Annotated in this window: 9 protein-coding genes; 7 read left to right on the top strand and 2 right to left on the bottom strand. The window is 69.6% G+C overall.

All coding sequences use genetic code 11. The features are described from left to right. Positions 1-42 precede the first annotated feature (42 nt). Positions 43-1,989, bottom strand: coding sequence for an acetate--CoA ligase (gene acs / locus BLW32_RS25540; RefSeq protein WP_068742363.1), 1,947 nt, complete (start codon positions 1,987-1,989; stop codon positions 43-45). 304 nt (positions 1,990-2,293) lie between these two features. Here acs and BLW32_RS25535 point away from each other — a divergent pair, with 304 nt between their 5' ends. From BLW32_RS25535 to BLW32_RS25515, 5 genes are read left to right on the top strand one after another with little or no spacing between them, the layout of a single operon-like run. Next, positions 2,294-3,838, top strand: a complete 1,545-nt coding sequence (locus tag BLW32_RS25535; protein ID WP_082791498.1) for a peptide ABC transporter substrate-binding protein — start codon at positions 2,294-2,296, stop codon at positions 3,836-3,838. Between the two features lie 4 nt (positions 3,839-3,842). Further along, positions 3,843-4,769 (top strand): ABC transporter permease, encoded by a 927-nt coding sequence (locus tag BLW32_RS25530; RefSeq protein ID WP_068742362.1) that lies wholly within the window; start codon positions 3,843-3,845, stop codon positions 4,767-4,769. Then, on the top strand, positions 4,762-5,712 hold the full coding sequence (locus tag BLW32_RS25525) for an ABC transporter permease (RefSeq protein ID WP_068742361.1): 951 nt from the start codon (positions 4,762-4,764) through the stop codon (positions 5,710-5,712). The genes BLW32_RS25530 and BLW32_RS25525 overlap by 8 nt, the downstream gene beginning before the upstream one ends. Continuing rightward, complete coding sequence (locus BLW32_RS25520; protein WP_068742360.1) at positions 5,712-7,490, top strand: dipeptide ABC transporter ATP-binding protein; 1,779 nt, start codon at positions 5,712-5,714, stop codon at positions 7,488-7,490. Before BLW32_RS25525 ends, BLW32_RS25520 begins: the two co-directional genes overlap by 1 nt. 39 nt (positions 7,491-7,529) lie before the next feature. Continuing rightward, positions 7,530-8,267, top strand: coding sequence for a Fic family protein (locus tag BLW32_RS25515; RefSeq protein WP_068523103.1), 738 nt, complete (start codon positions 7,530-7,532; stop codon positions 8,265-8,267). Between the two features lie 461 nt (positions 8,268-8,728). Here the strand turns inward: BLW32_RS25515 and BLW32_RS25510 are convergent, their stop codons facing one another. Continuing rightward, on the bottom strand, positions 8,729-9,559 hold the full coding sequence (locus tag BLW32_RS25510; RefSeq protein WP_139286357.1) for an HAD family hydrolase: 831 nt from the start codon (positions 9,557-9,559) through the stop codon (positions 8,729-8,731). A 139-nt stretch (positions 9,560-9,698) separates the two neighbouring features. On the opposite strand from BLW32_RS25510, the gene ssd reads away from it, so the two are divergent. Both ssd and BLW32_RS25500 read left to right on the top strand, forming a co-directional pair. Continuing rightward, a complete protein-coding gene (gene ssd / locus BLW32_RS25505) occupies positions 9,699-10,799 on the top strand; it encodes a septum site-determining protein Ssd (protein ID WP_074851086.1) in 1,101 nt (366 codons plus the stop codon). Next, entirely contained in the window at positions 10,796-12,037 is a 1,242-nt protein-coding gene (locus BLW32_RS25500; RefSeq protein WP_231857414.1) for a TadA family conjugal transfer-associated ATPase, read from the top strand. The genes ssd and BLW32_RS25500 overlap by 4 nt, the downstream gene beginning before the upstream one ends. Positions 12,038-12,112: the final 75 nt, after the last annotated feature.

The raw sequence follows: 12,112 nt of genomic DNA, 5'->3' as shown, positions 1-12,112 counted from the left end.
CTACCGGACGTTACCGCCCCCGGTCGCTCGAAGCGAGGTGATTCAGCTCCGCTGCTTGCGGATGTTCTCGAAGACCGTCGGATCCACCAGCGTCGAGGTATCGCCCAGCTCGCGGCCCTCGGCCACGTCGCGCAGCAGGCGGCGCATGATCTTGCCGGAACGGGTCTTCGGCAGCTCGGGCACGATGTTGATCTCGCGTGGCTTGGCGATCGGCGAGATGTCCTTGGAGACCTGCGCGGTCATCTCGGCGATCAGCGTGTCGGGATCGGAGTCGTCGACGCCCTGGCGCAGGATGACGAACGCCGCGATGGCCTGGCCCGTGGTCGCGTCGGAGGCACCCACGACGGCGGCCTCGGCCACGGCCGGGTGCCCGACGAGCGCCGACTCGACCTCGGCGGTCGAGATGCGGTGGCCCGAGATGTTCATGACGTCGTCGACGCGGCCCAGCACCCAGAGGGCACCGTCCTCGTCGTACCGCGCACCGTCGCCCGCGAAGTACCAGCCCTGGTCGGCGTAGCGCGACCAGTAGGTGTCCACGAAGCGCTCCGGGTCGCCCCAGATGCCGCGCAGCATCGCCGGCCACGGCTTGTCGAGCACCAGCAGGCCGGATTCGCCGCGGGGCAGGCTGTTCCCGTCGTCGTCGACGATGTTGGCGCTGATGCCGGGCACGGGCTCCATCGCCGACCCGGGCTTGAGCACCGTCGTGCCGGGGAGCGGCGCGACCATCGCGGCGCCGGTCTCGGTCTGCCACCAGGTGTCGACGATCGGGGCCGTGCCGGCGCCGATGACGTCGCGGTACCAGCGCCAGGCCTCGGGGTTGATCGGCTCACCGACGGAGCCGAGCACGCGGATCGAGCTCAGGTCGTGCGCGTCCGGGATCTCCCGTCCCCACTTCATGAACGTGCGCACCAGCGTGGGCGCGATGTAGTAGATCGAGACGCCGTACTTCTCGATGACCTCGAAGTGGCGGTGCTCGTTGGGCGAGTTCGGCGTGCCCTCGTAGACGATCTGGGTGGCGCCGTTGGCCAGCGGGCCGTAGACGATGTAGGTGTGGCCGGTGACCCAGCCGATGTCGGCCGTGCACCAGTACACGTCCTTCTCCGGCTTGAGGTCGAAGAGGTAGTAGTGCGTGTACGCGGCCTGGGTGAGGTAGCCGCCGGAGCTGTGCACGATGCCCTTGGGCTTGCCCGTGGTGCCGGAGGTGTACAGCAGGAACAGGGGGTGCTCGGCGTCGAACGGCTGGGGGGTGTGGTCCGACGAGGCCGCGCCCACCGACTCGTGCCACCACACGTCGCGGTCGTGCCAGTCGATGTCGTTCTTGCAGCGCTGCACGACGATGACCTTCTGGACCGACGTGGCCTTCGCACCGTCGACGTCCATGTCGAGAGCCTCATCGACGTTGGCCTTGAGCGGGGCGGGCTTGCCGCGGCGGAACTGGCCGTCGGTGGTGATGACGACCTTGGCCTCGGCATCGTCGACACGCGAGCGCAGGGCCGCGGCCGAGAATCCGCCGAAGACGACGGAGTGGGTCAGGCCCAGACGGGCGCACGCGAGCATGGCGACGATGGCCTCGGGCACCATCGGCATGTAGATCGCGACCCGGTCGCCGGGCTCGAGGCCCAGCGAGCTCAGGTAGTTGGCCGCTCGGCTGACCTCGTCCTTGAGGTCGCTGTAGGTGAGGTCGCGGCTGTCGCCGGGCTCGCCGATCCAGTGGATCGCGACGCGATCGCCGTTGCCCGCCTCGACGTGGCGATCGACACAGTTGTACGCGACGTTGAGCTCGCCACCGACGAACCACTTCGCGAACGGGGCGCCGCTCCAGTCCAGCACCTCGCCGAACGGGGTGTTCCAGTGCAGGCGGTTCGCCTGCTCGGCCCAGAAGCCCAGGCGATCCGCTTCGGCACGGTCGTACAGGTCGCGGCCCTGCGTGTTGGCCTGAGCTGCGAATTCTGCGGAAGGCGGGTATGCGGCGGTCGCGGAATCAGTCATGGGTCAATCGTAGGGAGGGCAGGAAGGGGCGGCAGCGGAAAGTCGAAATTCGACGGTGCCGAGGGCGGGTTGCAACGGGTTGCGCTCGGCCGGAGGGGAAAATCACTGGCGCTCGGCGCGCGAGTCGGTTAGCAGTGCTGCCGGTTACCGGGACACAGCGGGCGGGCGGACTTAAAGTGCTGTTCACCGAAACGGCCAACACAAGGCGGAGGTAGTTGTGGGAATACGAAGTAGGCGGTGGCCGGCGGCGCGAGCGATCCTCGCTGTCGCCGTCGCCGCGAGCCTGGCGGTGTCCGGGTGCAGCATGGACGGTGCGAAATCGGCCGATACCAAGGGGCCTGACGCGACCGTCCGGGTGAACTCGACCGAGCCGCAGAGCGGCCTCGTCCCGAGTGACACCAACGAGAAGGGCGGCGGTCAGGTCATCGAGATGCTCTTCGACGGGCTCTACGACTACCGGCCCGACGGTACCCCCGAGCTGGCCAACGCCGAGTCGGTGGAGACCACCGACAACCAGAACTTCCTGGTCAAGCTCAAGCGGGACTGGACGTTCACCGACGGCACGCCGGTCAAGGCCTCGAACTACGTGCGCGCCTGGAACTTCGGCGCCTCAGGGAAGAACCTGCAGAAGCAGCAGGACTTCTTCGCCCCGATCGAGGGCTTCGACGAGGTCAAGGGGAAGGACTCGCCGGCCACCGAGATGCGGGGCCTGAGGGTGATCGACGACTACACCTTCTCGATTCGGCTCGCGGCCCCGAACATCGATTTCAAGCTGGCGCTCGGTTTCTACCCGTTCTCGCCGCTGCCCGACGTCTTCTTCACCGAGGGGAAGGAGAAGTTCGGTCAGAATCCGGTGGGCAACGGCCCGTACAAGCTCAAGCAGTGGCGGCACAACGTCCAGCTCGAGGTCGTGCGCAACGCGGAGTACAAGGGGACGAAGCCGAAGAACGGCGGGATCACCTTCATCATGTACGAGTCCTACGACGCGGCGTACACGGACATCCTGTCCGGAAACCTGGATCTCCAGGACGAACTGCCCGACAGCGCGCTGGGTTCCTTCCGCAAGACCTTCGGCGACCGGGCGATCACCCGGCCGACGGCGCAGACGCAGTCCTTCGTGATCCCGCAGTTCCTCGAGCACTTCGGGCCCGACGAGGAGGGCCGCCTGCGGCGCCAGGCCATCTCCATGTCGATCAACCGGCCGCAGATCATCGAGAAGGTCTTCCGGGGCATGCGTAATCCGTCGGTGGACTTCACCGCGCAGGCGATCCCCGGCTGGCGGGCGGACCTGCCCGGCAACGAGACCGTCAAGTACAACCCGGAGCTCGCGAAGCAGCGCTGGGCCCAGGCGAACGCGATCAAGCCGTGGACCGGAGCGTTCCAGATCGCCTACAACTCGGACGGCGGCCACAAGGTGTGGGTCGACGCGGTGACGAACCAGGTCAAGAACACCCTGGGTATCGAGGCCTCGGGCAAGCCCTACGCCACGTTCAAGCAGATCCGCGACGAGCTGACCAAGAAGACGCTCACCGCTGCGGGCCGCAACGGCTGGCAGGGCGACTACCCGACGCAGCTGAACTTCCTGGTGCCGAACTACGTCACCGGCGGCGGCTCGAACGACGGCGACTACAGCAACCCGCAGTTCGACGCGCTGATCGACCAGGCGGAGAGCACCCTCGATCCGGTGAAGTCGACCGAGCTGGTGAACCGGGCGCAGGAGATCCTGCTCCGCGACCTCCCGATCGTCCCGATGTGGGACTACATCCAGGCCGCAGTGCTCGGCGAGGGCGTCCGCGGCGAGCTCACCTGGAACGGCCGTCCCGACTACCCGAACATGACGAAGGAGTAGGCCCATGGCGAGATATCTGCTGAGCCGCCTCGGGCAGCTCGTGATCGTCTTCTTCGGGGCGACGCTGCTCATCTACGCGCTCGTCTTCCTCGTGCCCGCCGACCCGATCGCCGCGCTCGGCGGTGACCGCAAGTTGCCGCCGGAGATCGTCGAGGGCCTGCGCGCGCAGTACCACCTCGACCAGCCCTTCCTGGTGCAGTACTGGTACTACATCAAGGGCGTGTTCTCGCTCGACTTCGGCACCTCGTTCTCGGGCCAGCCGGTGTGGGACGTGATGAAGCGGGCCTTCCCGGTCACGGTGAACCTCGCGCTCATCGCGCTCGCGGTCGAGACGATCCTGGGCATCTTCTTCGGCGTGATCGCCGGCCTGAAGAAGGGCAAGCTGTTCGACACGTCGATCCTGTTCGTCTCCCTGATCATCATCGCCGTGCCGATCTTCGTGCTCGGCTTCGTCGCGCAGTTCGTCTTCGGCATCAAGCTGGAGTGGTTCCCGGTCACCGTCGGCGGCAACCTGGACTTCTACCACCTGCTGCTGCCGGGCATCGTGCTCGGCCTGGTGTCCTTCGCCTACGTCGTGCGGCTCACCCGGTCGCAGGTCTCGCAGAACCTGACCGCCGACTACGTGCGGACCGCGACGGCCAAAGGCCTGCCGCGCTCGCGCGTCGTCCTGGTGCACGTGCTGCGGAACTCGCTGATCCCCGTGGTCACGTTCCTGGGCGCCGACATCGGGGCCCTCATGGGCGGTGCGCTCGTCACGGAGGGCATCTTCAACATCCCCGGCGTGGGCGGCACCATCTACCAGGCGATCATCCGCGGCGAGGCCGCCACGGTGGTCTCCTTCGTGACGGTGCTCATCGTCATCTACCTCATCTGCAACGTGGTGGTCGACCTGCTCTACGCCGCCCTCGACCCGAGGATCCGCTATGCCTGACATTCACACCTACCCCGGACAGGAACGTTTCGTCGCCGCGGCCGACGACGTCGTGGTCGGCGCGATCGACGCCGTCGACCAGGACGCGGAGCCCACGGGCTTCTGGAAGACGGCGTGGTTACAGCTGAAGGTGCGCCCCCTGTTCTGGGTCTGCATCGCGCTGCTCGCGCTCATCCTGCTCGTGGTTCTGTTCCCCAGCGTCTTCGCCTTCGGCAAGGACCCGCACTACGCGACCCTGGAGCGGTCCATGCTCCCGGTGAGCGGCGAGCACTGGTTCGGCACCGACATGCAGGGCCACGACATCTACGCCCGGACCGTCTACGGCGCACGGGCATCGGTCATCGTCGGGGTACTCACCACGGCCGCGGTGGTCGTGATCGGCGGACTGCTCGGCGCCACCGCAGGCTTCTTCGGCGGCTGGCTCGACTCGCTCATCGCGCGCCTGTCGGACGTCTTCTTCGGCGTGCCGCTCATGCTGGCGGCCGTCGTGGTCATGCAGATGGTCACCTCGCGCACCGTCTACTCCGTGGTGCTGGTCCTCGCGATCTTCAGCTGGCCGCAGATCGCCCGCATCGCGCGGTCGGCGGCCATCTCCATCCGCAACGAGGAGTTCATCGACGCCGCGAAGTCCCTGGGTGCCTCCAAGATCCGCACGCTGTTCACGCACGTGATCCCCAACTGCCTCGGGCCCGTCATTGTGGTCGCCACCGTCGCGCTGGGCGTGTTCATCGTCACCGAGGCCACGCTGTCGTACCTCGGGATCGGCCTGCCGGAGAGTTCGATCTCCTGGGGCATGGACATCGCCTCGGGGCAGCCGCGTCTGCGTGAGGGCAGCCCCATCCTGTTCTTCCCCGCGGCCGCTCTGGCGATCACCGTGCTCACGTTCATGATGCTCGGTGACGTCCTGAGCGACGCACTCGATCCGAAGGCGAGGAAGCGCTGATGTCCGACGAGCACAAGCACGGCCTGAGCAAGGTCAAGGACAAGGTCGCCTCGGCGCTCGGCAAGACGCCGTCGCCGCTGCTCGAGATCCGCGACCTCGTCGTGGAATTCGACGTCCAGGGCAAGCCCGTCCCCGCGGTCCGGGGCGCCAACCTCACGGTCTACCCGGGCCAGACGGTGGCGATCGTCGGCGAGTCGGGCTCGGGCAAGTCCACCACGGCCGCGGCCGTGATGGGCCTGCTGCAGGGCACGGGCAAGGTGGCGAGCGGGAAGATCGTCTTCGACGGTCAGGACCTGTCGAAGGCCTCCGAGAAGGACTTCCAGAAGATCCGAGGCAACGGCATCGGCCTGGTTCCCCAGGATCCGAACACCAACCTGAACCCGCTGTGGCGCGTGGGCTTCCAGATCCGGGAGACCCTCAAGGCCAACAACGCCGAGGAGGGCGACGCCAAGAAGCGGGCGATCGCGCTGCTCGCCGAGGCCGGGATGAAGGAGCCCGACAAGCGGGTGAACCAGTACCCGCACGAGTTCTCGGGCGGCATGAAGCAGCGCGCGCTCATCGCGATCGGCCTGGCCTGCCGGCCGAAGCTGCTCATCGCCGACGAGCCGACGTCCGCGCTCGACGTCACGGTGCAGCGGCAGATCCTGGATCACCTGGACACCCTGACCTCCGACCTCGGCACCGCGGTGCTGCTCATCACGCACGACCTGGGGCTGGCCGCCGAGCGCGCCAGCCACCTCGTGGTGATGTACAAGGGTCGTGTCGTGGAATCCGGTCCCGCGCTGGAGATCCTGCAGGATCCGCAGCACGAGTACACCAAGCGGCTCGTCGCCGCGGCGCCGTCGCTGTCGGCGCGGCGGTCCGAGATCCCGCCGGTCGCGGCCGCGGTGACGGACGTGATGGAGTCGGGCGTCGGCGGCTCGGACGTGGCGCTGGAGACGGTCAAGGGCGAGCTCAAGGACTCCGCAGCGAAGGGGCCGGCGGAGGTCGTGGTCGCCGCGAACCTGGTGAAGGACTTCCCGATCCGGGGCTCGCTGCCGTTCCAGAGCAGCGACTTCCGTGCGGTCGACGACGTCAGCTTCACCATGCTGCGGGGTACCACCACCGCGGTGGTGGGCGAGTCCGGCTCGGGCAAGTCGACGGTGGCCCGCATGGTGCTCGGCCTGCTCGAGCCGACCAGCGGCACCGTCGAATTCGACGGGAAGGACGTGACCACCATCCGCGGGGCGGAGGCGAAGGAGTTCCGGCGGCGGGTGCAGCCCGTCTTCCAGAACCCTTACGGCTCTTTGGATCCGATGTACTCGATCTACCGGGCGATCACGGAGCCGCTGGTGGTGCACGGCATCGGCGACAAGGCGTCGCGGGTGGAGCGGGCGAAGGAACTGCTCGAGATGGTGGCGCTACCGGTGGACACCATGCACCGCTACCCGAACGAGCTGTCGGGCGGTCAGCGGCAGCGCGTCGCCATCGCGCGGGCGCTGGCGCTCAATCCCGAGGTGATCGTGCTCGACGAGGCGGTCTCCGCGCTCGACGTGCTGGTGCAGGCGCAGATCCTCACGCTGCTCGAGGGGCTGCAGCAGGAGCTGGGCCTGACCTACCTGTTCATCACCCACGACCTGGCGGTGGTCAAGCAGATCGCGCACCAGACGCTGGTGATGGCAGGCGGCAAGGTCATGGAGCAGGGTCCGACGGACCAGGTGTACGACAACCCGTCGTCGGATTACACGCGCAAGCTGATCGACGCCATCCCCGGCGGTTCGATCGAGCTGGCGGGCTGACCCGCAGGGACTCGCGGCGAGCGGGCTAGGGTGGGGCGTGTGAACGACCCGCTGAGCCCGCTCGTCGCCGTCCCCGCTGTCGCGGAGGCGGCGGCCGCCGCGCGGGAGGCGCTCGCCAAGGTGCACCGCCATCCCGCGAACCGGCGGGAGTGGCGGGCGACAGCGACGGAGTCGTCGTTGCGCGGCGCCCGCGCCTCGGCGGCCCTCGACGGCGCGGCCGTCGCGCTGAGCCGTGACGAGCTGATCAACGATCCGGTGCTCGCCGGCTCGATGCGCGCCTATCAGGCGATCGACGGCGACCTGCTGGACGCCTCGGTCGGTGTGTGGCGGCGAGCGCCGCTGCAGGTGCTCGCTCGGTTGCACACGCTGGCCGCCGCGGATCTCGTCGACGGGGACGACTCCCGCCTCGGCCGGCCCCGGCCCGGGACGGGGGAGCGGCTCGGGCTGCTCGCCCAGCTCGTGACCGGCGGCACGGAGGCGCCCGCGCCCGTGGTGGCCGCGATCGTGCACGGGGAGTTGCTCTCGCTGCGGCCGTTCGAGGTCGCCGACGGCGTGGTCGCGCGCGCCGCCTCGCGGCTGGTGACCGTGGCGTCGGGTCTTGATCCGCACGCGCTCGGCATCCCGGAGACCACGTGGTTGAAATTCGCGCCGAGCTACGCGGACGCCGCGGACGCGTTCGGGATGGGCGAGCCCGACGGGGTGGTGGCGTGGGTGGTGCTGTGCTGCCAGGCGCTGGAGGCCGGCGGGCTGGAAGCGCTGGCGCTCGCGGAGCGCTGACGGAGGAATTCGCCTGCGGCGGTGGATGTCCGGCACACTTCGTCCGGACATGCGCAACGGCGACCCGGCCTGAGCTGAGGAAGGGGCACTCTGGGTGCTTTCCTCAGAACGGGTCCGAATCGCCGTTCGCTAGCACGGATCCCGGTTACCAAGCGTGCGTGAGGGTGGGCTGTATTACGGCCTCGGCGTGCACCGGTGGAGAGATCCACTATCCGCGGATCTTGTGCTGACCACTGAAGTTCCCCGGTGACGCAGGCTCACAGCGCTTTCCGCCATAGGTGGCGAGCTCCGCGTGGGTGCCTGGTGTCCGTGCTGGGAGCCTTGACGCTCAGGAACCCTCGACCTTCTCTTCCGGTGGGGGTTTGGCTTTGCGCCGCTCCGTGACTCCTTTCTACCCTGTGAGCGCCATCACATCAAGGGGTAGGCCGGAAAATTCTCGGATCTCTTGCTACCGGCGAGTATCAGTGCTTCTTGCGGTGCAGCACAAGGTAAGTCGCCACGCCGGCGCCGGCGGCGACCACGCCCAGGCCGGCGCTGGCGAGCACGGAATTGCGCGACGGTGTGGGTATCCGGTCGCGCAACGGTGTGGGGTTCGAGAACGAGACGACGGGCCAGCCGCGCTCCGCGGCCTCCTTGCGCAGGCCGCGGTCGGGATTGACCGCGGTGGGGTGACCGACGGCGGCGAGCATCGGCACATCGGTGATCGAGTCCGAGTAGGCGAAGCACTGCTCGAGGTCGTAGCCGTGCTCGGCGGCGAGCGCCTCCATGGCGACGACCTTGTTCTCGCCGTAGCAGTAGAACTCGACCTCGCCGGCGTACTTGCCGTCCTCGACCTTCATCTTCGACGCCACCGAGTAGTCGGCGCCCAGCATCTCCGCGATGGGGCGCACCATCTCCTCGCCCGAGGCGGAGACGATCACCACGTCGTGCCCGCGCGCGTGATGGCCCGCGATCAGCTCGGAGGCTTCCGCGAACACCAGCGGGTTCACGACGTCGTGCAGCGCCTCGCGCACGATGGTCGAGACCTGCTCCACGTTCCAGCCCTCGCACATCTGCGTGAGGTGGTCGCGCATGCGTTCCATCTGGTCGTGGTCCGCGGCCGTCAGCATCATCAGGAACTGTGCGTAGCTCGACTTGAGCACGGCGCGACGGTTGAGCAGGCCCTCGTCGAAGAAGGGACGCGAGAAGGCCAGCGCGGACGATTTCGCGATGATCGTCTTGTCCAGGTCGAAGAAGGCGGCGACCCGGCGCACCGGGGCCTCGTCGGGCGCGGTAGGGCTCACGGGAATCAGCCTACCGGTGCCACACGGCTTCGCACCCCGCAAGAGCGGACACCGGATTCCTCCACAGCTTTCTCGAATCGGACACCTTCCTCCACAGGTGGCCGGCGGATCGGGCGAACCGGACACGGTCGTAGGCGACGCTGGTGCCATGCAGGGGATCGAGATCGGGATGGCGGTGGCCGACGGGGCCCTGGCCGACGACGTACGACGGGCCGCGGCCGCCGCCGCACGGTCGGTCACGGTCATCGACCGTGGCCGACCGCGCGCGTGCTGGGCCTCGGCTGCGGGGTTGGTGCTCGATCTCGGCGCTGCGACCGCGATGGCGGAGGCGGCGCGAGCGGGCGGCCTCCCACGTCGCGACGGGGTGGCGATCGTCGCGGCCGAGGCGGGGATGGCCGAACTGGCGGCGGCCGTCGAGGTCGGCGCGGCACAGGTCTTCGTGCTGCCCGCGCAGGTCCGTGAACTGGCACGATTTCTCGCGGCCCGGGAACAGGACGACGGTGCGCGGTCCCGCGTGGTCGCCGTCCTCGGCGGGCACGGCGGAGCCGGCGCCTCCGTCCTCGCGGCGGCCGTCGCCGTGACGGCGCCCGGCCGCGGGATCACCGCGCTCGCGGTCGACGCCGACCCGTGGGGCGGCGGTCTCGACCTGCTCCTCGGCTGCGCGGACATGCCCGGCCTCCGCTGGGGCGACCTCGCGCTGCGCGGCGGGCACGTGCCGTCCGACGCCCTGGTCGCGGCGCTTCCGGGGCGTGCCGGGGCCGTCGCGGTGCTGTCGGCGGGCGGGGCGGTCGCCGGGACGAGCGACGCCGTGGGCGGGGCGTCGCCGCCCGAGATCCCGGTCGAGGGCCTGCTCGCCGTGATCGACGCGGGCCGCCGCAGCGTGGGCGTCACCGTCGTCGACCTGCCCCGGCGGGACGACCCGGCGACCTCCGCATGCCTCGAAGTCGCGGACGTGGTGCTCGTCGTCGTCGGCGCCACGGTGCGGGGGTGCGTCGCCGCGCGTTCCGTGATCGACGGGGTGGCGCGCCGCGCGCGACGGGTCGGGCTGGTGGTGCGCGGTCCCGCGCCCGGCGGGCTCTCTGCGCGCGACGTCGAGCGGGCCGTCGGTGCGCCGCTGCTGGTATCGATGCGCCCGCAGCCGGGCCTCGCCTCCCAGCTCGACGACGGTGGGCTGCGGCTGCGGCGGGGAACGCCGCTGGCCGTCGCGGCCGGGCGTGTGCTCGACGGCGTGCGGAGGGGAGCGGCATGACGTCCCCGGACGGTGACCTGCTGGCGCGAGTGCGGGAGCGGCTCGCGCACACGGCCGCGGTCCTCACCCCCGATGTCATGGCGGCGGCGCTCCGCGCGGAATGCGGAGGGGTCCTGGGGGATACGGACCTGCTCGACGGCCTGGCCTACCTCGAGACCGAGCTGGTCGGAGCCGGCCGGCTCGAGCCGCTGCTCGCTGACCCGGATGTCGCGGACGTGCTCGTCTGCGGCCCGCGCACGGTGTGGGTCGACCGCGGCGCGGGTCTCGAACCCGCTGGCGTCCTCTTCGAGGACGACGATGCCGTGCGGCGACTGGCCGCGCGCCTCGCGTTGGCGGCCGGGCGGCGGTTGGACGACGCGCAGCCCTGGGTTGACGGCCACCTGCCCGCCGGGCCCGGCGGCCGCGCGGGAAGCGGGATCCGGTTGCACGCGGTGCTTCCTCCCCTCGCGCACGGCGGCACGTGCATCTCGCTGCGCGTACTGCGGCCCGCCACCCAGACGCTCGACTCCCTGATCGAGGGCGGTGCGGTGCCGGCGGAGGTCGCCGGCCTCGTGCGCCGCGTGGTGGCGGCGCGGCTCGCCTTCCTCGTGGTCGGCGGCACGGGCAGCGGTAAGACGACGCTGCTCAACGGTCTGCTCGGCGCGGTGGATCCGGCGGAGCGGGTGCTGTGCGTCGAGGATGCGCACGAGCTCGATCCGGTGCACCCGCACGTCGTCTCCCTGCTGGCGCGGGGCGCCAACGTCGAGGGCGTCGGCGAGGTGACGGTGCGCGATCTGGTGCGGCAGGCGCTGCGGATGCGGCCCGATCGGATCGTCGTCGGCGAGGTCCGTGGCGCCGAGGTCGTCGACCTGCTCACGGCGCTGAACACCGGTCACGACGGCGGTGCCGGCACCGTGCACGCCAATTCCCCGCGCGAGGTGCCGGCCCGGCTCGAGGCACTGGCGGCGCTCGGCGGCCTGGGGCGGGAGGCGCTCCACGCCCAGCTGGCCGCCGCCTTCTTATCTGTAGCTATCGGTTCGGTGTCCCACTCTGTAGCGGACGGTGTTCTGGGGTCGTGCTGTGTTCGTCTGCGTCAGTGTTATCTGGGCTGTAGCGGATGGTGGGGTTTCAGTCGATGCCGAGTTGGTGTTCCCAGCGGTCCCAGTCGTCGCCGGCGGGGTGGCTCTCGCCGCGGGCTTTGCGGTGGCGTGTGCGTTCCTGAGCGAACCAGGCTTCGACCCAGGGCGGCAGCACAGTGACTCCGTCGTAGAAGTCGTCCCGGATGTCGCTCTCGGTGCCGTCGGGTAAGTCGCGATTGGTGCTCACTCCTATTG

Source organism: Tsukamurella tyrosinosolvens (assembly GCF_900104775.1).
Classification (GTDB): Bacteria; Actinomycetota; Actinomycetes; order Mycobacteriales; family Mycobacteriaceae; genus Tsukamurella; species Tsukamurella tyrosinosolvens.
The sequence above is the reverse complement of the archived record's forward strand: the minus strand, read 5'-3'. Positions and strand labels throughout refer to the sequence as shown.

What these genes read in the sequence shown, in the direction of transcription:
- BLW32_RS25520 (WP_068742360.1), top strand. Translation starts at nt 5,712, where the DNA reads ATGTCCGACGAGCACAAGCACGGCCTGAGCAAGGTCAAGGACAAGGTC.
- BLW32_RS25535 (WP_082791498.1), top strand. Translation starts at nt 2,294, where the DNA reads ATGGACGGTGCGAAATCGGCCGATACCAAGGGGCCTGACGCGACCGTC.
- BLW32_RS25525 (WP_068742361.1), top strand. Translation starts at nt 4,762, where the DNA reads ATGCCTGACATTCACACCTACCCCGGACAGGAACGTTTCGTCGCCGCG.
- BLW32_RS25500 (WP_231857414.1), top strand. Translation starts at nt 10,796, where the DNA reads ATGACGTCCCCGGACGGTGACCTGCTGGCGCGAGTGCGGGAGCGGCTC.
- ssd (WP_074851086.1), top strand. Translation starts at nt 9,699, where the DNA reads ATGCAGGGGATCGAGATCGGGATGGCGGTGGCCGACGGGGCCCTGGCC.
- BLW32_RS25530 (WP_068742362.1), top strand. Translation starts at nt 3,843, where the DNA reads ATGGCGAGATATCTGCTGAGCCGCCTCGGGCAGCTCGTGATCGTCTTC.
- acs (WP_068742363.1), bottom strand. Translation starts at nt 1,989, where the DNA reads ATGACTGATTCCGCGACCGCCGCATACCCGCCTTCCGCAGAATTCGCA.